Raw genomic sequence first — 26080 nt, 5'->3', positions numbered from 1 at the left:
TGAATGTGATCTTGGGAGGAATCTATCACTTTTTTTGAATATTTTTGGAAGTTTGTTTGATTATAAATTGAAATAATTGTACCTTAGTCGTGAAAATAATGAATTTTTTGATTCTGAGAAAGGAGCTTTTTTTATGAATTATATTTTGATATCACCATATTATCCAGGTAATTTTCAGTCATTTGCTCATCGTTTAAAAGACGCAGGTGTCAATGTTTTAGGAATTGGCGAAGAGCCATATGACCAATTAGGTTCCGAATTACAAAACTCTTTAACAGAATATTATCGTGTGAATAATTTAGAAGATGTAGATGAAGTGAAACGTGCTGTTGCATTTTTATTTTATAAACATGGTCCAATTGACCGCATTGAATCCAATAACGAATACTGGTTAGAACTTGATGCGCAGTTGCGTGAGCAATTTAACGTGTACGGCAATAAAACGAATGACTTGAAAAAAGTTAAGTATAAATCTGAAATGAAGAAGTTGTTTAAAAAAGCAGATGTGCCTGTTGTAGAAGGAAGAATCGTTAAAACTAAAAAGGAGTTATCTAATGCCATTGATGAATTAGGATTGCCAGTTATCGCTAAACCGGATAATGGAGTTGGATCAGCTGCAACCTTTAAATTAAGTTCAGAAGAGGCTGTACGTCATTTTGAAGAAGAATGGGAAGAAGCACAAGTGTACTTCTTAGAACCATATGTCGAAGGAGGCGTGCTTTGTACATTTGATGGTTTAGTGGATCAGAAAGGGGACATTGTTTTCCAAACAAGCTTTACATATAATGTGCCAACTTTGGAACTCGTTAATGGTCAGTTGGATTTAGCTTATGTGATTCAAAAAGAAATTGATCCTAAGCTCGAAACTTATGGAAAGGCGATTGTGAAAGCTTTTGGCATGAAAGAACGCTTTTTCCATATTGAGTTTTTTAAATTAGAAAATGGGGATTATGTTGCACTTGAATACAATAACCGCTTGGCTGGCGGCTACACGATTGATATGTACAATTTCGCGTACTCCATTGATTTATTTGCTCAGTATGCTTCTCTTGTGACAGGAGGAGAATTTAAGAAGTCCGATGCCAAAAACAAGTTTTGTGTCGGTGTAACACAACGTGATGCGTATGAGTATAAACATGATACGAATGCTATTTATGAACGATTTGGCGACCGTGTGAAGTTTGAACAGCGCATGCCAGATGCGTTTGCGGAACTCCAAGGAAATCAATTTTATGCGATTAATGCAGATTCGCATAAAGAAGTGGATGACATTATCCGTTTTGTACATGAACGAAAAAATTTGGGAAAGGAGATTTTTCTATGCATATAGAACAGTTAAACCATTGGAGTGGCGAATTAGGACGTGAAATGCTGTTAAACAGATATGGACACAGTGGCATGCCAATCGTAGTTTTTCCTTCATCTGGAGGGACGCATTCTGAATACTATGATTTTGGAATGATTGATGTGTGTCATGACTTTATTGAATCCGGAAAAGTTCAATTTTTTACATTGGCTAGTATAGATAGCGAAAGTTGGATGCACGACTCAAAACCGGCGCATGACCGTGCCTTAGCTCATGAGGCATATGACCGTTATGTGATTTCAGAAGCTATTCCATTTATTAAACATAAAACAGGTTGGTTTGATCCAATGATGACAACGGGGTGTAGTATGGGGGCATATCATGCGTTGAACTTTTTCTTGAGACATCCGGATGTCTTCCAAACCACCGTTGCACTAAGTGGTGTTTACGATGTGCGTTTCTTTTTTGGGGATTACGGAAATGATCCGCTTGTATACGAAAATTCACCGAGTGATTACATATGGAATCAAAATGACGGCTGGTTTATTGATCGATATCGTTCAGCAAATATCATTATTTGTACCGGGCTGGGTGATTGGGAACAGGATGGGCTGCATTCATACTATACATTAAAAGAAGCCTTTGAAGAAAAACAAATTCCAGCATGGTTTGATGAGTGGGGCGAAGATGTTTCGCATGATTGGATTTGGTGGCGACGCCAAATGCCGTATTATTTAGGAAAATTACTTTAATAAAATGTCAAAAAAACATCAGTACGGTTGAGTCGCTGGTGTTTTTTGATAGGGGATTTTTTGATTTTTAGGTAATAAATAAATGAAATAAATTAGATTATTCTCCTGCACCATCGCCATCAATGTCTTCATTATCATCAATATTTTCATCTTCGGTACTATCCTTAAAGAAATCATTTATTGAATCAATTAATGATTTCTTTTGTTCAATTGATTCATTATCAAGTTGGTTATAGGGACCGCTACCTAAAAAAGTTTGAATGGAGTAGATTTGTATAGCTTGGTTTCTTTTTTTAATAAAAATAATAAATAGAATGGAAATTATCAAAATCATTAAAATTACAAATAAGAAAATTTTCAATACACACACCACCACATCTCTTGTCCTATATCTATAGTTATGTGGTAACTGCCGAGGTATACTCTCTTTTATTCTAAATTTAATATTAATCAATATCCTACTTCTACTAACAGACAGGATAGCTGAAGAAGAAAATCCCTTCTTTATAGGTGAATTATAGTGGTAGAAACTTTATGAGGAGAATGTTATGAAAAAAAATGTTCAGGTAATTGACGGTGCAATTAACAGTACCTTTGAGATTTATGAGGTGGATGTTGAACTGTTTGATATTCTTTTTCCAAATGGCAATGATATTGCATTTGCAAGTGATTTTCCAAACCTTGAGGATACTGACTTCTATAAAAGTTTTTACTCAAAAATGTTGGATAAGATAAAAGTTAATGGTATTCACGGAACACTTCATCTTGAGGATATAGCAAAGGAAAGTTTTCCGAATAGAAGAGAAACGGACTCTGGCAATTTTTAATAAATTTCATTAGTGCTTATTCAGCTAACGGGTGCTTATGTTAAAGATGGGATGGCTGCGGCGATCCCGTTTTATTATTGTGCTAACTGACAGGATAGTTGATGAAGGATTTATGAATATGTGGATAGAATCAATAAGTATTAAATCCAATTTATCTTGTTACTTCAGGAGGAAAATTGTGTTAAATATAAATAAGAAACTTAGTATCCCCTAAATATTATTTACTGCGTTTTTTGTTGCCACGTCAATTACTGTTTCAGATTATTTCATAGAATGGGATAAACCGATATATCACGGTATATATGCTGGTGTACTATTTATTGTTGGTGTAGTATTCGCTAAGGTGATCTTTAAGGATAAATAGTCAATTGGAACAAGGGGTTGCGTTAGCAATCCTTTTTCACTAACGATGCAGGTTACTTGAAGAAGGGATTCAAACAATATAGACAGAATAATAAGAGGAGAATTATTTTAGTTTACATTATGAAGGTGGAATAATGGATAAATTCATACAGTTTTTAGAGAAGCATCTTGGTACAATTGAATGTGGGTGGTCTGAAGATGATAATGGAGAACCACTACCAGTTCAAATTGTAAAATACACTAAAGGACCGTTTTCGGGCACGAAAACTTATTCTACTTTAGGCTTAAATAAAGTTCCATTGACCTCCTCTGTTTCTGGCAAACCGATTTGGCAAGAACTAATTTTCGTTTCATACTTCAATATTGGAAATTTAAACATACCTGGATTATTGGCACAAGTTAGCCAAATGGCTTTAGATTCTAAGACCGCATTCTTAAGAGGAGATGTGATTGGAACTTATGGACCAATTTTTGATGATTCAAATTTAGAAGCCCTTTATGTTTCTATACCAGGTTACTTTCCCGATTCATTTGATTCTTTTAAAGTAGATGATGAAAAAACCATAATAATGGCTTGGGTAATTCCAATTACTTCAAACGAAGCAGAATTTATTAGACAAAATGGTTGGGAAGAATACGAAGATAAACTTGAAGAATTAGACCCTGATTTGATTGATTTTAAGAGGGAAAGTATTATCTAAAGTTATTTGTCCATCTTCAGCTAACGGGTGCAAGAGTTGAAGTTTGAGCTGCCATTCCTGGTAGCTTTTTTCTTGTTCCACTAAAGGAGCAGGTTAGTGGAAGAACAGGGATGAAAATATAAATGTTTTTATTTTTTATTTGACCGGAATAATGAAAGATTAAGGAGTGGTTGCCATTGGCTAATAAATATTGTCCTATATGTGAAGAAGAAAACGGATGTATGATAGGTGCTGGAGAACAAGGTAACTGCTGGTGTAACCTAGAAAAATTTCCAAATGAAATCTTTGAATTGGTGCCTTCGGAAAGTAAAAGAAAACATTGTATATGTAAAAAATGTTTAAATAAATTTAGAGAAGAGCAGAAAATGAACAAAAATAGAAGTGAACTCTACAAGGATCAAACGCAATAGAAGACAATCTGCTTATTGAACTGATATGAAAGAAACAGTCAACCCACCACACCCAAATGTTTTTAATTGGTGCTTTATTCAATATGAATAGAGTTATTCCTTGTTCAACTTATAGACCAAATATCCTTAACTAGGGCAAGAGTTAAAGATCGGAGCTGTCATTTTGGCGGCTTTTCTTTTTGTGCTAACGGGGAAGGTTGGTTGAGTAAGGGATTAGTTAGTACAGGAAGCAGTGATATAATGAGCAAGTACATTTATTTGGGGTGAGAAAATTTGAAAGCAAATTATAATTACCTAGGATTCTCAAGCAGTATGGGACCTAAATTAAGAATGTTAGTAGAACAACAACTATGTGACGACCTAAAAGTGTATGGCATAATGGGGAATAAGTTTAAATTTGACTGGTCTGAAAGTTGTATAGAAGGACACGATTCTGTTTTTTTAGATGGGGAAGTGGAAAACTTCTCAGGAATTAATGTATTCAATGAAAAAGATGAACATATTGCAGAGGGGTGGATGGAGTTTATTCACGAACCAACATATAACTTCTTTATTCCATATTGGGAATTTCTTAGATTTTTCGATTTGGGAAAAGAAATAAATATTAAAGATGAAGTTGGAATCCCCCTTCATATTTTTAATGAAATTCCTGAAAATGTACGCTTTAAGTATAAAGCTGAGTTATTAAAATAATGACTTCTTCTTCGACTAACGGGTGCTTGAGTTCAAGAAAGTAAGACTGTTGCGGCAGCCCTTTTCTTATTCCACTATCCTGAAAATAAAAACGGCAGTGGGGGATTTTAGGCAATACGAAACTAGACCCATTAAAATCCGTTTAAAAAAAAGGATCTGGGCTCTTAATTAACAATGTATGTTGTCCTTCATTAGGCTATAGCTTCTTCAACCGTTACTTTACAACCAAGGATCTCTAGTCGTTTAATAGATTGTTTGATCACTATTTCTTTTTTTCGTCGATCAAAGTAATCTGCACCTAACTCAACATAAAGTTGCCTTTTGTTTAACAATTGATAAACAATCGTTAAAATGGTATGTCCAACCGCAACTGCCGCACGTTTTTTTCCAATTCTCGCTGCCAATCGTTGATATTGAGAAGAGAGATAAGTGTTTTTCGTTTTAGCCGCTGAATGTGCTGCTTCAACAAGTGCCGCTCGCAACTTTTTATTACCTTTTCTGGTTTTACCGGACTTTTTTTTTCCAGCACTTTCGTTATTACCTGGAACCATCCCAGCCCGTGAACATAGATGGGCGGATGTAGGAAATTGCTTCGCAATTTCTTTTCCTAGTCCTATTTCAGCCAAAAGTTGTTCCGCATGGCTTCTACCTATACCTGGAATTGAATCTAGTAATTCAATATCTTCTTCATATGGTTGCATACGTTGTTGGACTTCTTCACTTAACATTTTAATTTGTTGATCCAAAAAGTCGATATGTGAAAGCTGAGTTTTTAACATCATCTTTTGATGGAGTCCGACGGATCCGAATAAGGCACGTTCCAAATCATCCTTTTTCTTTTTCATACTTCTTTTTGCCATTCCAGCTAACACTTGTGGATCATCGATCCCATTGATGATTCCGTCAATCATTGATCGTCCGGACACACCCATAATGTCTGTTGCAACGGAGGAAAGTTTGATATTAGCACCTTCCAACACTTTCTGAATTCTACTTATTTCTCTTGCTCTTTCTTCAATAAGACTTCGGCGGTATCGAACGAGTTCCCGTAATTCCTTTTGATCTCGATTCGGAATGTAGCTGTGTTGAAGAAGACCATGACGGAGCAATTTTGCGATCCATTCTGCATCTTTAACATCGGTTTTACGTCCTGGAACAGCCTTGATGTGAGCAGCGTTGACAACCATGGGTTGAATGTCTTCTAATTCGAGAAGGTTGTATATTGGTTTCCAATAAACACCGGTACTTTCCATAGCAACGTGAGAACAGCATTTACTTTTAATCCAATCTATTAATTTAATCAGATCGTGAGTCATAGTACCAAATGTTTGAATCTCCTTTCCTTTTGGAGTAATGGCACAAGCGGTAATGCTCTTCTTGTGAATATCTAATCCACAACATCGTTCATTAACAACATCCATTATTATCTTCCTTTCTAAGGGCTGAAGTAAATTAAGGCTGGTGCAACAACCATATAAGATTAATCTATCCTGCGTGCTTCCCGTGAGGGAGCGACAATTTGTGGTGCACCTGGTCGTTAAAAATCAGTCTACCATGCGGGCTCGAGGCACCATAGTTGAACGACCTTCCTTCGCCAGCCTATAAAAAGGATTGACAGGGATAATGAAAACTAGACGGGATTATGAACCATTTTCATTCATTTGATGGTGCCGCAGCGCGGCATGGTTGTCTACCATGAAAATAAGTTCCTTCAAGATTAGAAAAAGAAGAAGACCCTGCTTGTAGCCGGTGGTCCAGGATCCTCCAAAACACAAGGGTATGTGGTGACGAATGTGTTACACGAAAAAGAGTGTTCCTTAGTCGTTACAGATCCCAAAGGTGAGGTCTATGAAATGACGTCTGAGGTTAAACGAAGGCAAGGCTATGAAGTTCATGTGGTGAATTTTTCAGAAATGGAGTACTCAGATCGCTATAATCCTTTTGATTATGTCAGGGAGGAAATCCAGGCATCCACGGTGGCCAATGCGATTGTTGCATCTAAAAATGATCCTAAACGAAAAGATTTTTGGTACAATGCTCAATTTAGCTTGTTAAAAGCATTAATCTTGTATGCGGTTCACGAGTTGCCGCCCAATCAACGGAACATGAAAGGTGTTTTGGATTTTTTACAAGAATTTGATCCAGAGGAAAGCAATGATGGTGCTAGTGAATTAGATGAGCAATTTTTAAGACTAGATAAATCGCATCCAGCAAGAAGAGCATATGAGTTAGGATTTAAAAAGTCCCAAGAAAAAACTCGCGCCAACATTATCATTTCTTTGCTGACAACAATTGGAGACTTTACTTCCAGTTCGGTTTCACGGTTTACGAGTTTCTCTTGATTTTTTCCTTGCTAACCTTACTTCCTTCTCCAATCATCCAGTTTCCCATATTATAAGCGACTTGTTCTAACAAGATCTTTTGAATAAAAGGCATTGCAGGTAACAGTAAGGCGCTTTTTAAGGTATTTACTATAACAGGTCCGTATGAAACGGCATCTCCTGCAGCATTCCTTGACATAACCTCTATAATCTTATATAAAATAATGGTTACAGCTATTGTGGAGGTTAAGGCTAGCAAGAAATTATTGACTGTAAATCAAAGTTATTTGGATCAAACATATCATTAGATTTCTTCTTAGGAGATGTGGGAAAAAGGAAAATAGCTTTATATGTCATTATTCCTGTAATGGATTCTACATGGGAAGGTCTAATTAATTTGTTTTTTAATCAAATGTTTCAGGAGTTGTATAAAGTAGGTGCTAAAAACAGGGCAAAACTCCCTCATCCAGTGGTTTTTATCTTAGACGAATTCCCGAACTTAGGGAAGTTTCCGGACTATGAAAGGTTCTTAGCAACCTGCCGGGGGTATGGAATTGGGGTTCTAACAATTGTTCAAAACATTACTCAATTGCAAGAAAGGTATGGGCGGGAACAAGCTGAATCCATTTTAGGTAACTGTGGAACAAAAATTTGCTTAGGTAATGTAAACGAAACAACCGCAAAATACTTTTCACAGTTAATGGGGAAAACAACCGCCAAAGTAGAAACGGGATCATCCTCAGAATCAAAAGGGAAATCATCAAGTTCCTCTTCTTCATCTAGTTACTCATATGCAGCACGGAACCTAATGAATGAAGATGAGATTCTAACCATGCATAAAGATGATTGTATTATTATCATTACTGGAAAACACCCAATAAAGGCGAAAAAAGCTTATCAATATCTCTTGTTTCCAAATGTTAGTACACTCCATTTTCAAGGTGCTGCACTTCTTATCTTATTAGCCGTATTTGCAGTCGCATTTATAGCATTCTTGTTCTCAGTTGCTGTATTCCATGCAGACATCATGTTCCTATATTTACTATCTCCCTTGGCTTGTGTATCAGTCATTGCTGATGATAATGAATACTTGGGTGTCTGGTGGAGAGAATTATTAAGTCAGATTGTAACAATTATAGCAAAAATCTTTTTATTTGTTGTAGCTCTAAGTATTTTAATCAATGAAAATATAACGTTTCTCAATTTTCTTTTACTCATGGGATGTTGTATTCTCCTTATTAAGAGTCCATCAGTACTAAGGAGCATGTGGTATTCAACGGGTTCTGGAAGAGGAATGATGGGGGCGATGGGTGGCACAACAAAACTGGTAGCTAGGAGATTTCTATTAAAAAGATAATGAAAAAACATTTCCAGCTTTTAAAGATTGATGCAGTAAGTAGCGATGAAGGAACTTCCTAACAAAAACCTTAACGATTAGCGTCGTATGACTGAACGTAAAAAATACGGTCTTAAAGGTGCTCGTCGTGCGCCTCAGTTCTCAAAACGTTAATTATCAACGTTTCGAAGGCTCTCAAACCTTTTGGTTTGGGGGTCTTTTTTATGTCTAATAATGCTCTTGAGGATTTAGTGCCGCCGTATAAAGGGAGGGTCCCTCCTGCCCATTAAGCAGGAAGGACCCCAAAACTTAGAATAGAAAGTTGATGCTTAGTTTAGCATGGTTCTTAGCTTTGAATATTAGATAAGTGTAATTTACGGATATAAGTTTAGACTATTTTAACCAAACGCTTAAGGGATCGCGGTGACGTGTACGGTGAAGCTTTTTCCGCCGGTATTGGTTGGGTTTGCGGTGTAGAGGTCGTCACTCTTTTTAATCTCAGTAATTGATCCATTATGAAGGTCATAGAAAATTGTTTCATCAATTCCGAAGCTGTCGTCATGCATAACATCAAAATGGGCATCGGCCGGTCCATCTGTAATGGTCCATTTTAGCTTAGTTGCATATGGCGGGATGTTGTCGATTTTAAAGTTGCCGCTTGAACGATGATCCTGCCCGTCTTGAGGTGCTCCCTCTGAACGAATCGAGGCAACTTCGACCGGTGCTTCAACCTCGACATAGAACGGATCTCGATCGAGAATGCGGTCATAGGCATACCAAGAGCCCAGCCAAGACCCTGCTGCTTGATTGGAATCGGCGGAAATCAGACGAATCGAGAACCAGTCCTGTCCGTTCATCGCCGAACCTTCCCAGGTCGAAGCAAAAGGAAATTCATCGCATTGCTTGCCGGTCAGGTCTTCATTTTTAAATTCCCTATCGCACGTGGATCGTGTTTTATTCCTGTTTTTCGCATACTCTTCAGGATGCCTTCTCGTATACAAACGGGTCAGCGGCCTGTCACCTAAAGCACCGGGGATTTTTTTCCCCAGAACGGTAGGTATCGTTTGTTCCGGATGATCCATCGCAAACTTCCAATGCTCTCCTGCTTCCTCGAGAATCGAAAAATCAGGATCTGTAATTGGAACCTTTAATACAGCATCTGTTTTGCTGAATATTGCTCCATTTCGAAAATACTGGTCAGGAAAGGCAAACATGTAAGTAGCCGAATCGAATCGTACGGTTTGTTTAATGCCATCGATTGATTTCTTAAATTTTCTTGGTGCATGCGTAACGGTGAGTTTTGGCCAGAATTCCATATATCCGATTCGATCAGGATTGTTATCATCTGCCGGGGGTGCATCTGAGAGAAAGTTCTTGATACCATAGTTGTTATTTTTCCATTGAGCAATCGTTCGTTCAACAGCAGGTGTGTCCGGGTCTTCTTTGCAGTCCCCCGGATTAATTTTGGAATCACAGCTAAAATCGATTTTCAGCTTTGCTCCATTTAATGCCGGGTTTGTAATCAGGATATCGTCAAGGTAATAAACGACGCGCATTTTTCGGTCGTGATTGGAACCATACCCGATTTCCGTGAATTGGAACTGGACACCGTCGTAGGAACAAATTCCCAAATAGCACTTTCTCGGTACTTGATAAGTAGCGCCATGGGACCAGCAGAACGCATAATGGTTTTTAATCCAGCCTGTTTCAGATCCGCTGGCTTTATTTTGACGGCACTCATCGGTTGTCGTAATATAATCATACTCGAATTTTGGCGGGCTCCATCCCTCTGCTGTGAGCTGTGGTGCACCTGGCTGTGATTGGTACGATACAGAACTATTTTGATCCTCTTTTCTCATTTCTTGTAACGTCTTATATCCTTGGCTGGCTTGTGGCTGTGCAGGTCTCACACCGGCTCCTTCTATTGACTTCCCTTGTTGCATAAGCTGGGCAGCCTGCTTCACCTTACTTTCTTGTAGCCAATAACCACCACCCTGTGGATTGGATTGAGCCTCAACCGGAGTTAAAATCCCCATCGCCAAGAACGTTGTAAAAACCATGGATAGAACATACCTAAATGATCTATACATTAAATCCCCCCTGTATTTTTTTACCATTTCAATATACACCACTTTCAAAAATATATATAATGTCTTATGAACTAACTTGATTCCCAATTAATTTGAAGCTTTTTGTAAAGGAATCGTTTGGAATAATTAGGAAAAATGTGGCTAAACTCGTTTATTCCTTATCGAGAGCAGGGATAACAGGTGTTAAAAAAGTGGAATTTTCAATGCTTCAGGATTATACATAAAAATTAATTAGGGGAATTTTAACATGTAGAAATTCCTACTAAAAATCTACGTCTCGGACGGTGGAGTAATCGTTTTTCTTCAGAAGAGTGATGGGCGGGATGATGTAATCTTTGACCACGAAACATATAGAATGGTTAAATTTTCATTTGTAAAATTAACATAAAAAAGCCTGCTTCACAGGCTTTTTAAAAAATGCTTTAATTCGTTTTTTCTTATATTGAATATATAAATGAAAGAACGTAAAAAATACGGTTAGTTTTGAAAAGTATAAAAAGGTTAACATTGCTTCATCCGTCAATTCCAGACATTGAAATGCAGAAATATAAGTGGTCAACTGGTGGTAAAGCTGGTCTTATTGCCACCAGTTTCATAAGTAAAGAACGTAAATTAACGAAAATAAAAACTTAATATTGGAAAAAGCATGAACATAAAAAAGTAAACTTTCTTCTTCTGTTCCAACTTTAAAATACCTTATTCTGGATGTTTGTTTTTTTACCCGTTTTCCCGTATCTTATCGGCTTTCTAACTCTAACAAGTAGAGTTCACTAAGAGATTTTATTATTTCTTCTTTTACCTATTTGCTGTCTAACTCCCGATATACATCCCACCATTACCGCAATCCTTCTGTGTTTTCATGTAGATACCCGATGTCAATCTCTGCTACCTGATTATCCGATAAATATCTCTTAACGGCACCCAATAAACGGCTGAGGCGCATTTTTTCGTCTTCACTTTTTCTGTCAAATTGGGGTTGAACTTTCATGTTTCATCTATGTTCTCTTCGTTAGCTGGTTCGCTTCGACGTGGAGTGTCATTTCCCTCCCAAAATTTTAATAATAGTTTTAAAATATATTGCAACATATATGCTATTTTATATTATATCTTATCATATAAGTTATCTTTAATTTCGTTTACCATATCATGATTACTATTAAATAATACATATAATGATATTAACCATTGGAAAAAGTTAACGTTATTGGTTATAAACAAATTTATTTTTGATCTATAGTGTCAACCTCGCTTTTCTTAGTGAATTTATTAGCAAGAGCTGAGATACCTGGTGTACCAAGTCCCATAGCCTGGTTATAAACCGTACCAGGAGTCCCAGTGTATAATCCGTTATCGTTAGTATTTTCAGATGTCTTTAACGGATATAATGGTGAATCGGATTGCCATGCAAAACGGTAAATTTGAGTGTTCCAGAATCCAACTTTCGTATAATTATGACTATTAATTAAGGCAGATAAGCAGCATAACTGTGGTGAAATAAAGGAGGTTTCCCCGTATGTTGCATACTGAATTCGAACCAGGAGCACCTGGATCACTAAACCATACCTTGTATCCTGTATAAGGATCTGTATACATTGAAAGATTCGGCATTTTCCCTCCCTTTCCTATACCTGCTACAATCGATGCACAATCGTTAGGAGTCCATTGGTCCACCACTGTATATCTGTTTACACCTGAAACCCCAAGTTGGTATTCTGGGGTTTCAAACAACTGGCTAAAGCCACTGTCTCCTCCTCCTGCAAGGTATCTACGCGACCGGTTGTCAGGATAGTTTAATCCTCGTGCATCAAAATAATTATAAAGGTAATCCCAGCTCCATTCTCGTCTTGTCGTTGTTAACATCCGTATTATACGCACTAGAATGGAAGTGGAAAGAAAAGAAGAACCATCTGCTGCTGTAATGAAAGGACTATCAGCAGGGCTATCTACTGATAAAGAAGCTGCATCAGTAATTCCATAGTTTAGCCCGAATTCTCTTGCTGCATCATAAACACCATCGTCTCCGGCTGATGTACACATGGAGATGCCTTGAGATGCTGCTTGCATATACAAAGTCCAACTGAGTTCCGTCACCCCACCGCCGCATATCCATCCAGCATGTGAAGAAGGTTTTAAGTATTGGAGAACAGATTGAGTTTAAAGTTCAAGGAGAAGTAATACGTGCTGAAACTGGGACCTTCATTATGGCTCCCATCGGTGTTCCTTATGCGTTTTATATTCCAACTGACAATCCTGCCCAGTTTCTTATTACTATCGGCAACACAGTCCATCCATTATTAAGAAAGTTAGGAAACCAAGATGTTGTATACTGTTAAAAGATAGCAAGAGCAGAACAACCACAGCCCCTCATTACGTGGATAGTATATAAAGCTATGAAACAGTATCGGATAATTGAAAAGAGCTGTCATGATTCCATATAGGATCATGACAGCTCTTTTTAGTTAAAGTATTCACAAGGAAAACGATGAGGGATTTTAATCATCATTGCGTACGGCTATACCCATACTTTCTAATTTATCTATGACCTCTTTTAAAGATTTTTGTCCTAAGTTACGTAATTTTCTTAAATCTTCTTCGGACTTATTAGTTAAGTCATGAATTGTATTAATCCCATTGCGTTTTAGACTGTTGAAAGAACGAACAGAAAGGTCTAAATCCTCAATAGTCAGGTTAAGCATTTCTTTTTCTTTTGATACAAATTCCCTTTCCATCATAATTTGGTTATCTTGTGATTCAGGATTAAGTGCTACTAAAATAGAAAGATGGTCATTAAACATTTTTGCACTTTCTGAAATGGCTTCGCTGGGTCCTAAACTCCCATCTGTCCAAAGTTCCAAAGATAACCTTTCAAAACTAACCAATTGACCGACACGAGTGTTTTCAACCAAATAACTGGCGCGTGAAACCGGTGTATAGATTGAATCGATTGGTATGCTTCCTACTTGAAGGGCTTCACGTTTGTTTTGCTCTGCAGGAACATAACCACGTCCACGTTTTGCGGTTAGGCGCATTCTAAAATGAACATTTTCTCCAAGTGTAGCAAGATGTAAGTCGGGATTTAAGATCTCTACATCACTATCATGAGAAATATCAGCAGCTGTTATTGTACCGGTTCTATGTACATCAACCATCAATTCTTTCTCATCGTCAGAGAAAATATTCATAGATAATTTTTTTATGTTCAAAATGATGGTTGCTACATCTTCTTCTATCCCTTCAATAGTTGAATATTCATTCTGTACCCCATCTATTTGTATGGAAGTGACAGCGGCACCGGGGAGTGAAGATAAAAGGATGCGACGTAATGTGTTGCCAAGTGTCGTTCCAAATCCTCGCATGAGAGGTTGTACGACAAACTTTCCATAATTGTTATCCTTGTTAATCATAACCCTTTCAATTCTCGGCACTTCAATTTTTAACATCCGAATTATACACTCCTTTTAGTCATAAACTCAAAAAACAACCTATTATATTTAGTTAATATACTCCTAGTACTATAATGAATGCTAATTTTACGGGTAAAAAATGTATTTAACGATTGTTTTTCCTGTTCAGCTGCAGGGAAGTTAGAGAGAGATCGTGAGTTAAGAGTGGATGTGATGGTCGCTCTTCTTTTTATCCCTCAAATACTACTCTTTGAAGTCAAGTTATCGGAAAAGCAAGTAAAAATAGTTAGATAGGGGATAAATGAGGAGTGACAAAAATTATCGCTCTTTTTTAATTCTATAACACTCTGGACATTTGTAATGAACGAACATTGGTTGTTATAAACATCGGTCCTGACCTAGTACTCTGTACATGTTTTCCGATTCCTAAAATTAAACAATTATTTAAAATATAATTCAACATATATGTCAATTTTAACTTATGATAAATAATATAAGTTGTCTTTTATTTCATTGATAATAATATATGATTTTTTGAACAACGTTTTCTTTTAGTAACAGGATATGCGATATGCACTTTTACTGGGAAAGAAGTCCTTTGAAAAGGGTCTCTTTACCTTTTATTTATTTAAAATGTAACATTGGTTTGTTACCAAATCATTTTTCATCATGACGATTCATAGAACATAAGTCATTCCCGTAGTATGACAGAGTAACTTTAGGTGCTATGGGAGGCAGCAAACTAGTAACTCGAAGATTTTTATAAAAAGTTACATAAAGAGTACATTTTCATATTTGTGTACAAGACATTAAAGATATTAGTGATATATAAGAACCATCAGTTTTGTTCAAATTATTCAATGAACCCAAAGAAAAAGGCCATTCGTTTTAGAAGCAAATGGCTTTTTAAATAAAAATTGTATATTCCTTGATTTTGTGCCAATCGCTTTGGTAGGTATATTTTTGGAGAAGAGGCCCAAACAATTTATTTACTAAAATACATTGGACTCCCGTTATTGGGAGTCCACAGCATGTAGTAATCTTATTTGGAGAGCAAGAAAATAACGCCTTTTTATTTTAGCTTCTTTTATTGCTGCTAAAAAGAGGGAGTAGGACTAAATTACACCACACCTATTATATAAACTGACTTAATAAAAGCAGTTTATAAATGCCTTTTAAAATAACTGGTCGAAGTACAAATTTTTTGTTTGATTTATATTATGTCGAAGGTGTGAAAGTTTCTTGGGTTAATGCCTCAGAAATAGAAATGTTTGGCTGGCGGCCTTACGGCTAATAAAACAACGACTTCTGGGCCAAGCCTCTCAATGAATTTGTAGATTATAACAATATTTATATAGGCTAGGAGAATTATTCGGAGATTACCATTCAGTATAATGGTCATTGTTATTAGGCACGCCACTCGAAAGATGATTGATCTTAATCCTTCCGTTTAAGATTCCTTGACTTTTTCCGAGGCATTTGGTTCCCAAAATGCATTCATTTTCAAATATGCTTCTATCTTCCTCTGTTCACATATTTGCTGTTAGAGCCGTTACGGTGAACCGTACCATAAGTAAATATAGGTTTCTGGTCAATTCTATTGGTTAGTTAGATTTGAGTATTTGTTTCCACACTCTACACATGTGGAGTGTTGTTCACTACTAGTATTAAAAGATTCAAAAATATAATTGAGATGTTCCGTGTGCTTAAGCCTTCCTTTTTGGAAGGTTTTTTATTTTGAATCGAACAATGAGAACGTATATTTGCATATAATGTATGTGAGGTGTTTTCATGTCATATCACATAATGCTTACAAAAAGGGTTTTTGATATAAAAGGTCAAACCCAAATTCAAGTCCAAGTAATGGATACAGCTGCTCCACAAATTATTTATTTCACGCTTGACGAGCTAGAAAAGAATGAGCTGCCGGGAGCACTAAAAGAATACATAAGGGGGATTTTGCCGGATATTGAGAACGGAAGATGGCATTATACCGGGAATATCATAAATGAAGATATAATAGAAGGTTGTGAAGGATTGCACTTAAACTAACGGGGCAGCATTCCTGTAATGAGTGAAAATGAGGTTTGAACAAAAAAATAACCTCTTGGTAGAATAAGAGTGTCCTGAAGCTGGCCAGCGAAAAAGGACAACACTCAAATACCAGGAGGCTTTAAAATGAATTATAACCAAAATAAGAAGATTGCTCAAATTACTTCCCAAACTCTTATTATAGGAGTCGATATTGCTAAATTCAAGCATGTGGCACGTGCTCAGGACTTTAGAGGAATGGAGTTCGGATCACCTTGTTATTTTGAAAACACAAAAGAGGGGTTCGGGCATTTTCTTACATGGATTTCTGAACTGAAGAGAGAACAAGACATGGAAAAAGTGATGGTTGGAATGGAACCAACTGGCCACTATTGGTTCAACCTCGCACATATTCTGAAAGAAAATGAGATTAAGTTTGTAGTAGTCAATCCCTTGCATGTAAAGAAAAGCAAGGAACTCGATGATAATTCGCCAACTAAAAATGATGTAAAGGACGCCAAAGTAATAGCTCAGCTGGTCAAAGACGGAAGATACGCCGAACCTACTATCCCACAAGGAGTTTATGCAGAGCTCCGGGTGGCAAAGAAAATTCGCGATCTTCTAACTGATGACCTCCAAACCGTCCAAGGACAGGTTCATAACTGGATTGATCGGTACTTTCCAGAATTTCTAACGGTCTTTAAGAAGTGGGAAGGCAAGGCAGCATTACAATTCTTAAAACTATATGCTTTACCGCATGAGATAGTAAAATTCTCTGAAGTAGAACTGCTTGCCCACTTAAGAAAAGCAGTTTCCCGGAGTGTGGGGCTTAATAAGATACGAGAGTTAAAGCAAGCAGCTAGTAAGTCCATTGGACTTCGGCAAGGCTCTGATATGGCTAAACTGGAGCTGAAAACTTTACTAGATAAATATGATTTAATCCAGCTTAAATTCGAAGAATTAGATTCAAAAATAGATATTTTACTTGATGAAATACCAGGTGTACCACAAATGTTGGCCATTAAAGGTGTTGGAAGGGATACGGTTGCCGGTTTCTTTGCGGAAGTAGGTGACCTCAATGACTATACTCATCCCCGACAAATTATTAAGCTGGCTGGCTTAAGTTTAAAAGAAAATACATCCGGTAAGCACAAGGGGAAAACGACCATCACAAAAAGGGGACGTAAGAAACTAAGGGCCCTGTTGTTTAGAGTATGTATGATACTAGTAGCTAAGAATTCAGCTTTTAAAGAATTACATGCCTACTATACTCAACGTTCTGATAATCCATTAAAGAAGATGCAATCCCTTATTGCTTTATGTAATAAGCTGATCCGTATTTTCTTTAGCATAGGTAAAAAGCAATTTGAATTTAGCGAAGAAAAGATGTTAAAGGATATTCCTCATGTGTCAGTAACAAAGAAGGCAGAACTGGCTGCTTAATTCTGTTTTAATTTAGATTAAATAGTAATTGCATTATAGATTTGGGTACATTTGAAGCACGGATTAGTCGGCAAAGCAACTAAATTACGGGCAAGGACCCTGTGGGGCAGCATGGCTGACATCCACCTCATGGAAAGGTTGGACGAAGGAATTTGAGAGCGAAGACTCTGTGAGGCATGGGAGGGTTGACCTCCATGAGAAATGTGGACATCCACCAGTGCGATCATATTTTGACTCAACAACCAATTTCTTCCAAGTGATTGGTTAGTGGGCTATAAGTCTTTTTTCTCAAAGGGTCCAGTTTTATCCTTTTCAGTAATGTTCACCCAACTATTAAGTGATTACCGGAAGGTAAACTACTATGAAAATCTAAGAAAAACAGAGAAATCGTGAGATTTTGCTTTCTTTATTGAGGGAGTTTAGTTGAAGAAAAATAGGTTGTTTAACGGATATACTTGCCCTTACTTTTATTAATCAAATTTCATCTAATGGTATAAAAGGAGATGATGAAATTTTGTCAAAAGATAAAAAGAAAAAAAAAGATAACAATAAATTTGATTATATTGTCATTGGTGCCGGAACTGCCGGAGGGGTAATTGCTAAAAAATTAACAGATGACAAAAAAACTTCCTTACTAGTCCTTGAAGCAGGAACAAATTTGACACACGAACTAAGTAGTCCTTCTGTTTTAGATTCAGTTACTTTTTCATTTGATAATAAGTTTTCATTTAATTTTCTTTCTAAACTGGAGTTAAACATTGGACGTCAGCTTCGATTATCAGGTGGCAGAGTAATTGGGGGAAGCTCAGAACATAATGCGATGTATGCAGATCGTGGAAGCAGTAACCTTTATGATGAGTGGGCAAATCTCGTCGGAGATCAATGGAGTTACGAGAATGTTCGTCCTTTATTCATAAAAAATGAAACTTATACAGGAACGACAAAAGACCCAAACGAACGAGGAACAAAAGGTCCGATTTTTGTTAGACAACAAATCATTCCTGATGGTGGTGGGATTATAAAAACTTTAGCTGAAGCAACATCAGCTGTTTTGGGTATCCCAATTGTTAAAGATTACAATACAGGTATAAGAGATTGTACATTTTTTAAATCGCAATTTACCCAACAAAAAGTAGATGGAATGTTTGTCCGTTCATCTACTGCAACTGGGTATTTAAATAAAAATATTGTTACACAGGGGACTGAAGTCCACCCAGATGAGTTTGGGGTCGGTCAGAGAAAATTGGTCATTTTCTCAAAAACTACAGTGAATAAAATTCTATTTAAAGAAAAAAAGGGGGTTAACATTGCTGTTGGAGTTGAATATGTCAGAGACGGAGTGTCAGAAAGATCTTTTGCCCGAAAAGGAATCATTGTCTCTGCAGGTAATTTCTCATCGGTCATTCTACAACGTTCAGGAATCGGAAGACCGACTGAGATGGCTGAAGCAGGGATATCAACTTTGGTAGAGAGCCCAAATGTTGGTCACAATTTTCAGGCTCATTCTTTTGTTGGAATGGGAGTAAGAGTAGAAACAAGCCGACTTCTGCAGGTATTGGCTGCTGATCCTAACCAGCCATTTGCACTAGGTGCGTTTAAAAAGGATAATGGAGATGGACGCCGCCTTCATCTATTAGGGGTTCCACTAACATTTTTTGTCCCGATTCAAGATGTGTTTATTAATCAATGGCAATTTGATGACAAAAAATCGAGCAATATCATGAGTTTTGCGATAGTAGACCTTAACCCCAAAAGCAGGGGCACTATAACGGTAGCACACAGCGACCCCGAAGCTTATCCATCGGTTACCTTGAATCCACTCGAAAATCCGGATGACTTAAATTTTATGGTGGATCAATATATTGAAACGTTCAATATTATGATGAAGGCTCGTGAACTAGACCCAAGTGGCATTTATAATGTGGTATACCCTCCTGAGAATATCTTCCTGAACCCGAATGAAGAAGAAAAACGAAATCAACTTGCATCTTTTGTCAGGGCTTCATATACAAGTTTCGATCACTTTGGAGGACAATGTAAAATGGGGAGGAATATTCAACAAGGAGTTGTTGATGGACTCCTGAATGTTTTTGGTACCAAAAATCTTAAAGTCGCTGATCTTTCCGTCTCTCCTATTTTACCAGATGCTAATACTTGCATGCCTGCTCAGATGATCGGTTTAAATGCAGTGAGGTTCATTCAAAACGATTCCCATTCTTACGTTTTTGATGATGATGAAATTGAGGATAGTTATGAAGAAAGTAGCGACAATCATAATCAAAGTCACCATAATTCACACCAAAGACATCATGATGAAAGTAGTGACGAGAGCAGTAGTTAGAATTTAAAAGTACAAGGAAAGACCGTTTCGACGGTAGGGGCGGTCTTTTGGATTTGGCTTTTATGAGTGTTTGTGAAGAATTACACTTAAACTATCGGGTGCTTATGTGAAAGATGGGATGGCTGAGGCGATCCCGTTTTCTTATTGTGCAAACGGAGCAGGTTAGCTAAAGAAACGGTACCATATAAAACCATTGAAATTCATATGATTTTTTCTATACAATGAAGCAAAAATATACTCTGAGAGAGTGACAACGTTGAAAGAAAATCGATTGTTTTTCTTGTCGTTAGCAAGCTGTGAGCGTCAAGTAGAAATGAACAATTTTGCTGATTATTTTTGAACACTTTCTTCATTAAAGATCCTTTGTCTGTTTCTCATTCTGTGGCTATCTTCATTGAAGCTCACAATCTCTGCACGATGAATCAGACGGTCTAATATGGCTGTAGCTACACCCACATCCCCAAGCAATTCTGTCCACTCCTTCGGAGATCGGTTGGACGTAAGGATGATTGATGAATGGTTATATAAATCATTGACTAGCTGAAAGAAAAGGTTGGCTTCTCTTGGGTCCATAGCTGCGTACATTAAGTCGTCAATGATGACTAGATGAGAGTCCTTAATTCTTTTTATCCTAGTTTGTGATTTCCTCGTGATGTCCAGAGTTTTTAACGTGTGGACCAATTCTCCCATTGATATAAATGAAACCTTATAGCCCTTTTGTATAGCTTCAAGTCCTAGTCCAACTGCCAAGTGGGTCTTACCGACTCCTGGAGGCCCCAATAGGATTAGGTTAAAGAGCTGCTCCACCCATGCCAATTCCTTTAATTGATTAAATTCCTTTTGGCTCATCGATTCCTGTTCCTCTAAATTAAAATCATCCAAAGGGGCTATACATGGAAAAGAGGCAAGTTTAAGCCTTTTTTCCATGTTCTTTTCATCTCTTTTGTTTCGTTCGTACTCTACCAGATTATTTAAGAAAGAAAGGTAGCTAACTTGATCTTTCTCAGCTTTGGCCAGAATAGCGGGAAGCTCTTTTGAAGCTTCCGAGAGTCGGAGAGATACGAGGGCATCCTGAAGTTTCTGGATCTGTCTCATTTAACTCCCTCCATGATTGCGACATATTGATCAAATGGACGCTGCTTAGCTTCTTCGTTAAGTAACGGCAATTCCTCTATATCGGCAGATGTTGGTTTAGTTTCAGCGATAGCGTTTAGACTGTTCAAGTTAACTTGGCGCTGGCGTTTCAATAACTGGACCACATCCTGAAAATCGTTAGCGCTAAAAAGTTGTCTTTCCATACATAACGCAAGTGAATCATCAAGTACTTCGACAGAACTTACATCAATACACTTTTTTATGATACTCAACTGATCACGGAGATATCTTGGATATCTTTTTCGTAACTCCTGAAAATACATCTGGGCCATCTCACCGTTTGTAAAGTGGCTACCCACAGCCTCCATTAATTCATTAAGTCCTCTAGAGCGGTCACGCTGATGGGATGTATTACGAATCAGTTGACCTTTATCGGGGCTGATTGAATGACTTGCCAATACTTCTCCTGTCTCTTTGACATAAATGATTAGTTTATTTTCTTTATTTCTCATTATCTGAACTTCTGGGTGTTTCTGATAGGTGCCGAGAGGCACCGTATAACGGTTCGAAAGGAATAATACCGTGTTGTCCTTCCGTACACTTCTTGTTATACTATTATTACTATTATGATTTAATAGGCTGACCTGCCTCATGTGTTGCTTTTCCAGGAGAAACACATCGGCGGGTCTTCTTTTTGTCCCATTGTGGATTTTACCGTTTCCTGTTCTGCCCAGCCAGTGCTGGCACTGCTCATTCCAGGAATCAATATTGTTAAAAACTCTATGTAGTACAAAGTTTTTCTTGATGAACCCCACGGCGTTCTCGACCCTTCCTTTGCTTTCAGGATCTGCCTTCCGGCATAAAACCACCTTAAACTTTACTTCGTTGACAAACTGCTGAAATTCCTCAGTCAGTAGGAGATCGCCTTCATTTTCGGAGACCACCAACAAACGATCCTGATCATATAGAATTTCCTTAGAGACTCCACCAAAAGCAACAAACGCTTTTTTATGGGCTTCAACTACATCCTTGGTAGTAAAGGGACGATTTTGAAACCAAACATATTTGTATCTCGAGTGAGCAAGCACAAATACGATAAACATGAGTTTGACCGGCTTTCCAACTTTATTTCTTACGGTGACAAATCCAAAGTCAGCCTGTATTTGTTCACCCATTGGAGGATCAGGTATTGCCTCATAGTTTCGTTTCTGAGCCTCTTTAGGGATAGAAAACTCCTCTCGAAGTTCCTTCACATAATTCCGTACGGTACTTTCACCAACTTTGAAGGTGGGGAATTTATCTTTCAGCCAATCATTTACCTGTGCTGCGGAAATGTCCGGGTATTCCCTTAGCCATTTCAAGATCAATTCTTTATGTATATCTAATTTCTTCGTTCTGATCATAGTTGATGCCGTCCATTCTGCCATTTCATCTGGTGACTTCTTAAGGTACTTATATACTGTATTTCTTGATAGCTCTAACTTTCTCGCGATAGCTGAAACGCTGTAGCGCTGATTAACCAGTCCTCTAATCTGTATGTACATTTCAAACTTATCCACCTTCCAAATCCTCCTGCCTTTATCTTAGAACCTAAAAATCTATGATAAAGGCAATAGGTATTCTAGTAAATAAGTGTTCATATTTATTTGGCGTAAACTGTTCACTTTATTCTAGCAGTCACACAAGCAGCATATTAGTTATTTTAGTTATGTTTTTTCAATGGAATTTGGTTGAAATAATTACCGAATTTTTAATGTTACCTATTTGGTTAGTGGTATTTGGATTTTTTATTTTCATTACAGCTAAGACAATTATCAATTTATTCAAAAAGAAGGATTGGCAACCCTTCGTCATACAGTTATTGACTATTTTACTATGGTGGTTCTTTCCTTTCACTCAAGTTATGTTAGATTTGGATTTTAAAATGAATAAATCAGAAAGAGAAGAAGTGGTGCAATTGGTGGAAACGGGTGCATTAAAACCAAACGTGCCAAATAGCCCTTCTACTATTCATTTACCTGAAAAATATGAACAATTATCTAAGGGCGGTGGGGAAATATTCATCGAAAAAAAGGATAATCAATATTCCATTTTATTTTTAACTCACCGTGGAGTATTAGATGGATTTTCTGGTTTTGTTTATTCCCCTGAAGATAAAAAGCCAAATCACAATGACTTTGATGGAGATATTAAAGAGATAGATAAATTAGATAAAAATTGGTTTTTTGTAGTTTCTTATTAACCTAACAGGTGCGATTCTTCAGTAACGAAGGTCGCTCTTTTCTTATTCAGCTAACGAAGCAGGTTAGCTTAATAAAAAGGAAACAAACGAATATGGCGAGTATTTCCCAACAATGGAAATTGAAGAAAGATTAAAATGATAAAAAAGCATCCCTTTAAGGGTGCTTTTTCTTTTGCTAAGCTCTTTCAATATGAACTGAACCCTTGGACTCTGCAGGGTGACTTAGTATTATCTTAAACCTTGCTCCTTAGATTTAGCGTATATAGTTGATCGGGGAACGCCCGTAATTTTTGTAATATCATTTATGCTCAGACCGTTTGATTCTCTTTTTATAGTTTTAAAGCCTTTTTTACTTTCTTCTTAGTCATTCCAATTTACCTTTCCATAGAATAAAATCTCGTTTTTGCTCTACACTAACATTATCCTACGATTGACAAAAAAAGGAGAATATAATTATGGCTAATTTAGTTAAATGTAAAGCGTGTGGAAAAGAAATTGCAAAAGGCGTAAAAAAATGCCCACATTGTGGTAAAGATCAACGCAACTGGTTTATGAGACATAAGATTATGACATTTATTGGAGCGATCATTTTATTAGCTATCATTGGATCTGCATTATCTGGTGGTGATGATACAGCTAAAGATTCTAATAATAAACAAGGAACAAAAGAAACAGTTTATAAGGTTGGAGAAGTTGTTAAAACCGACAATCTGGAAATAACAGTCACTAAATCCGAAGAGAAGGATGTAATTGGAGATCCTGAGTTCCTTGGCAAAAAAGCTTCGGAAGGTGCGACTCTTGTCGCTATTCAATATAAAATGAAAAATATATCTGACAAGCCTGTAGGGGCATTTGATTATCCAACTATTAATTTAATCGATGAAAAAGGCACTAAGTATGATCCGGATGTGGATGCTAGTGCTGCATATGCAACAGAAACAGGTATTGATAATTCAAAGATTATGTCTGACCTAAATCCAGGGATTACTGTAACAGGCACAGATGTATATGAGATATCTAAAGATCAGTTTGCTAAAGGTAAATGGTTTATTCAAATAGGAGATGATAAAGTTCAAATTAAGTAATTGTTATTGGTCGTGTTAAAAAGGTAAAGTATAGGTTAGATAAGCCTAGAGGTAAGATGTCTCTAGGCTTTTTTTATACGATATTATTATTGGGATTTATATCGGAATAGGAATACACATCCCAAGCTTTTTTTGATAATTTTTCTACAATAGAACAGGATTCATTTATTTGAGGTGCGATTCAATGTTAAGTTAAACCTTGCTCTTTAGCCTTAGCGTAAATAGTAATTTCTCACCACTAACAAACTCCTTTGGTAGTGGTGCGTCTGCAACCTCATCAAGTTCAGATTTTTTCTTTAATATCCACGGAGCTTTTTTATAAAGAATGGTTTCCAACCTTCCAGTATCGAACCCTTCCGGAGCAACTAGCTTTACCCCTTCGCTTAAACATACCGAAAGCGAAACATCTTTCTTTCCTTTTATGTATTCAACCGAATAATCAATTTTTGTTTTTCCATACTGAAAGCTTTGCATGATGTTAAAGTCCTCCTGTCACTACCAATATTATTTTATTGTTTTTAATAGGCTGGGTCAAACCAGTATGGTAGAGTGAAATGTACATACTAGTATTGAAGGGGGCATTTTAATGGCAAACATGAAATTCGAAATAAGAGAAAATTTAGGGGTAGTTTCCGAGGGAGCAAAGGGTTGGAAAAAGGAAATTAATCTTATCAGCTGGAATGAACGTGAACCTAAATATGACATAAGAGATTGGGATCCATCACATGAAAAGATGGGTAAAGGCGTTACTTTATCAAAGGAAGAGTTATTGCAACTAAAGAAAATTCTAAATCAAATGGAATTATAAGTGTTTTTTTAGAGGGAGAAGGCAAATGAACAATTATACAGTGTTAATATCCGGGTTATTTGCTTTAACCGGGGCATTAGTTGGTCAAGCGTATAATAATTTTCTTACTAATAAACGGGAAAGAAAAAAATATGAAAAAGAAATTTACCAAGAATTATTTTCACCGATATTGTTAGATATTATTGCATTTTACGATATTAAAACCAACTGGCGACGAGGTCATGATATAAGAGATCATGTCAAAGAGGATGACTTAGTTCTCCATATTAAAGAGAAAATTAGTTCTAATATCAAATATGCAAATTCTCCAATTATTTCTGCCTATCACGATTTAAAACGATTTGATTATTACGAGGATTTCACTGGTTTTATCCAAGAGCAAAAGTGGTTGAAGCTTTGCCTAACTCTTCTTGATGAGACCTACAAATTTGTAAAAAAAGAAAAATTATTACATGAAAATCAATTAGTGCTAATTAATAATTACCGAATAAAATACTTTATCTGGTACTTATTAATAGAACATATAGGGGATCAAGACCAAGCTACTGAGATAATTTCAGCATTCTGGTGTATATCACCCGAAACCTTTACGGAATCGTTTTATGAACACCTTTTGGTAAGATTTGAGCATGTAAAAAGGGAATACTTTGCAACGGTTTTTGAAAGCGAATTGAAACATCTTGTCATTGATGGCTGTGAGGGTTTGTTTCAAGAAATGGTGGAAAGAATTGAAAATAATATATCTGGATCCACGGTGATTTCAGATACTGATAGTTAAAGTTAATAAAAAAATAAAAAACATATGCAAGATAAAAAGGTGAAAAGAAGAATA

25 protein-coding genes and 2 pseudogenes are annotated in these 26080 nt (G+C 36.8%); 16 read left to right on the top strand and 11 right to left on the bottom strand.

Annotated features, from left to right (window positions below):
• The first annotated feature begins 133 nt into the window (after window positions 1–133).
• Both QF028_RS12975 and QF028_RS12970 read left to right on the top strand, forming a co-directional pair.
• Complete coding sequence (locus QF028_RS12975; protein ID WP_429465953.1) at window positions 134–1330, top strand: ATP-grasp domain-containing protein; 1197 nt, start codon at window positions 134–136, stop codon at window positions 1328–1330.
• Window positions 1321–2058 carry an esterase family protein gene (locus QF028_RS12970; RefSeq protein ID WP_429465951.1) on the top strand — a complete coding sequence of 246 codons (738 nt, stop codon included), beginning with the start codon at window positions 1321–1323 and terminating at the stop codon, window positions 2056–2058. The genes QF028_RS12975 and QF028_RS12970 overlap by 10 nt, the downstream gene beginning before the upstream one ends.
• Window positions 2059–2155: 97 nt before the next feature.
• Here QF028_RS12970 and QF028_RS12965 read toward each other — a convergent pair whose 3' ends face one another.
• Window positions 2156–2419: a hypothetical protein gene (locus tag QF028_RS12965; protein ID WP_429465949.1), complete on the bottom strand. Its 264-nt coding sequence runs from the start codon at window positions 2417–2419 to the stop codon at window positions 2156–2158.
• A 187-nt stretch (window positions 2420–2606) separates the two neighbouring features.
• Between QF028_RS12965 and QF028_RS12960 the strand changes: the two genes are divergently transcribed.
• The 4 genes from QF028_RS12960 to QF028_RS12945 all read left to right on the top strand — a co-directional run bounded on the left by QF028_RS12960 (window position 2607) and on the right by QF028_RS12945 (window position 5052).
• Complete coding sequence (locus QF028_RS12960) at window positions 2607–2885, top strand: hypothetical protein (RefSeq protein WP_429465947.1); 279 nt, start codon at window positions 2607–2609, stop codon at window positions 2883–2885.
• A gap of 497 nt (window positions 2886–3382) precedes the next feature.
• Entirely contained in the window at window positions 3383–3949 is a 567-nt protein-coding gene (locus tag QF028_RS12955) for a suppressor of fused domain protein (protein ID WP_429465945.1), read from the top strand.
• 176 nt (window positions 3950–4125) lie between these two features.
• Entirely contained in the window at window positions 4126–4359 is a 234-nt protein-coding gene (locus QF028_RS12950) for a cysteine-rich CWC family protein (protein WP_429465943.1), read from the top strand.
• Window positions 4360–4632: 273 nt separating this feature from the next.
• Window positions 4633–5052, top strand: coding sequence for a hypothetical protein (locus tag QF028_RS12945; RefSeq protein WP_429465941.1), 420 nt, complete (start codon window positions 4633–4635; stop codon window positions 5050–5052).
• 191 nt (window positions 5053–5243) lie between these two features.
• On the opposite strand, the gene QF028_RS12940 is transcribed toward QF028_RS12945, so the two are convergent.
• Window positions 5244–6473, bottom strand: coding sequence for an IS110 family transposase (locus tag QF028_RS12940; protein ID WP_429465939.1), 1230 nt, complete (start codon window positions 6471–6473; stop codon window positions 5244–5246).
• Window positions 6474–6836: 363 nt separating this feature from the next.
• Between QF028_RS12940 and QF028_RS12935 the strand changes: the two genes are divergently transcribed.
• Complete coding sequence (locus QF028_RS12935) at window positions 6837–7394, top strand: type IV secretory system conjugative DNA transfer family protein (RefSeq protein ID WP_429465937.1); 558 nt, start codon at window positions 6837–6839, stop codon at window positions 7392–7394.
• On the opposite strand, the gene QF028_RS12930 is transcribed toward QF028_RS12935, so the two are convergent.
• Complete coding sequence (locus QF028_RS12930) at window positions 7378–7572, bottom strand: hypothetical protein (protein ID WP_429465935.1); 195 nt, start codon at window positions 7570–7572, stop codon at window positions 7378–7380. The two genes, QF028_RS12935 and QF028_RS12930, sit on opposite strands and share 17 nt — an antisense overlap.
• Window positions 7573–7635: 63 nt before the next feature.
• Between QF028_RS12930 and QF028_RS12925 the strand changes: the two genes are divergently transcribed.
• Window positions 7636–8730: a conjugal transfer protein TrbL family protein gene (locus QF028_RS12925; RefSeq protein WP_429472314.1), complete on the top strand. Its 1095-nt coding sequence runs from the start codon at window positions 7636–7638 to the stop codon at window positions 8728–8730.
• An 84-nt stretch (window positions 8731–8814) separates the two neighbouring features.
• Window positions 8815–8883, top strand: a pseudogene (rpsI, locus tag QF028_RS12920) (30S ribosomal protein S9); the annotation flags it as partial.
• A 236-nt stretch (window positions 8884–9119) separates the two neighbouring features.
• Here the strand turns inward: rpsI and QF028_RS12915 are convergent.
• From QF028_RS12915 to QF028_RS12900, 4 genes are all read right to left on the bottom strand, one after another.
• Window positions 9120–10799: a NucA/NucB deoxyribonuclease domain-containing protein gene (locus QF028_RS12915; protein WP_429465933.1), complete on the bottom strand. Its 1680-nt coding sequence runs from the start codon at window positions 10797–10799 to the stop codon at window positions 9120–9122.
• 835 nt (window positions 10800–11634) lie between these two features.
• Window positions 11635–11787, bottom strand: coding sequence for a hypothetical protein (locus tag QF028_RS12910; RefSeq protein ID WP_429465931.1), 153 nt, complete (start codon window positions 11785–11787; stop codon window positions 11635–11637).
• Window positions 11788–12257: 470 nt separating this feature from the next.
• Entirely contained in the window at window positions 12258–12863 is a 606-nt protein-coding gene (locus QF028_RS12905; protein WP_429465929.1) for a hypothetical protein, read from the bottom strand.
• A gap of 428 nt (window positions 12864–13291) precedes the next feature.
• A complete protein-coding gene (locus tag QF028_RS12900) occupies window positions 13292–14239 on the bottom strand; it encodes a DNA-directed RNA polymerase subunit alpha (protein WP_429465927.1) in 948 nt (315 codons plus the stop codon).
• A gap of 1755 nt (window positions 14240–15994) precedes the next feature.
• Here QF028_RS12900 and QF028_RS12895 point away from each other — a divergent pair.
• The 3 genes from QF028_RS12895 to QF028_RS12885 all read left to right on the top strand — a co-directional run bounded on the left by QF028_RS12895 (window position 15995) and on the right by QF028_RS12885 (window position 20018).
• Complete coding sequence (locus QF028_RS12895; protein WP_429465925.1) at window positions 15995–16255, top strand: hypothetical protein; 261 nt, start codon at window positions 15995–15997, stop codon at window positions 16253–16255.
• A 126-nt stretch (window positions 16256–16381) separates the two neighbouring features.
• Window positions 16382–17677 carry an IS110 family transposase gene (locus QF028_RS12890; protein ID WP_429465923.1) on the top strand — a complete coding sequence of 432 codons (1296 nt, stop codon included), beginning with the start codon at window positions 16382–16384 and terminating at the stop codon, window positions 17675–17677.
• A gap of 514 nt (window positions 17678–18191) precedes the next feature.
• Entirely contained in the window at window positions 18192–20018 is a 1827-nt protein-coding gene (locus QF028_RS12885) for a GMC family oxidoreductase (RefSeq protein ID WP_429465921.1), read from the top strand.
• Window positions 20019–20348: 330 nt separating this feature from the next.
• On the opposite strand, the gene istB is transcribed toward QF028_RS12885, so the two are convergent.
• Together istB and istA are read right to left on the bottom strand one after the other, a co-directional pair.
• Window positions 20349–21113: an IS21-like element helper ATPase IstB gene (istB, locus tag QF028_RS12880; protein ID WP_429465747.1), complete on the bottom strand. Its 765-nt coding sequence runs from the start codon at window positions 21111–21113 to the stop codon at window positions 20349–20351.
• Window positions 21110–22672, bottom strand: coding sequence for an IS21 family transposase (istA, locus tag QF028_RS12875; protein ID WP_429465749.1), 1563 nt, complete (start codon window positions 22670–22672; stop codon window positions 21110–21112). Before istA ends, istB begins: the two co-directional genes overlap by 4 nt.
• A 149-nt stretch (window positions 22673–22821) precedes the next feature.
• Between istA and QF028_RS12870 the strand changes: the two genes are divergently transcribed.
• Complete coding sequence (locus QF028_RS12870; RefSeq protein WP_429465919.1) at window positions 22822–23355, top strand: hypothetical protein; 534 nt, start codon at window positions 22822–22824, stop codon at window positions 23353–23355.
• A gap of 228 nt (window positions 23356–23583) precedes the next feature.
• On the opposite strand, the pseudogene QF028_RS12865 reads toward QF028_RS12870, so the two are convergent.
• A pseudogene (locus tag QF028_RS12865) lies at window positions 23584–23682 on the bottom strand (recombinase family protein); the annotation flags it as partial.
• Between the two features lie 125 nt (window positions 23683–23807).
• Here QF028_RS12865 and QF028_RS12860 point away from each other — a divergent pair.
• Window positions 23808–24440 carry a DUF4352 domain-containing protein gene (locus tag QF028_RS12860; RefSeq protein WP_429472312.1) on the top strand — a complete coding sequence of 211 codons (633 nt, stop codon included), beginning with the start codon at window positions 23808–23810 and terminating at the stop codon, window positions 24438–24440.
• 192 nt (window positions 24441–24632) lie between these two features.
• Here QF028_RS12860 and QF028_RS12855 read toward each other — a convergent pair whose 3' ends face one another.
• Window positions 24633–24914: a YgjP-like metallopeptidase domain-containing protein gene (locus tag QF028_RS12855; RefSeq protein ID WP_429465917.1), complete on the bottom strand. Its 282-nt coding sequence runs from the start codon at window positions 24912–24914 to the stop codon at window positions 24633–24635.
• Window positions 24915–25026: 112 nt separating this feature from the next.
• Here QF028_RS12855 and QF028_RS12850 point away from each other — a divergent pair, with 112 nt between their 5' ends.
• Complete coding sequence (locus tag QF028_RS12850) at window positions 25027–25248, top strand: YdbC family protein (protein WP_429465915.1); 222 nt, start codon at window positions 25027–25029, stop codon at window positions 25246–25248.
• A gap of 25 nt (window positions 25249–25273) precedes the next feature.
• Window positions 25274–26026, top strand: coding sequence for a hypothetical protein (locus tag QF028_RS12845; RefSeq protein ID WP_429465913.1), 753 nt, complete (start codon window positions 25274–25276; stop codon window positions 26024–26026).
• Window positions 26027–26080 lie beyond the last annotated feature (54 nt).

The sequence above is a fragment of the Neobacillus sp. B4I6 genome (assembly GCF_050434045.1).
Classification (GTDB): Bacteria; Bacillota; Bacilli; order Bacillales; family Cytobacillaceae; genus Neobacillus.
Note: the sequence above shows the minus strand (reverse complement) of the source record. Positions and strands in the feature narration are given on the sequence as shown.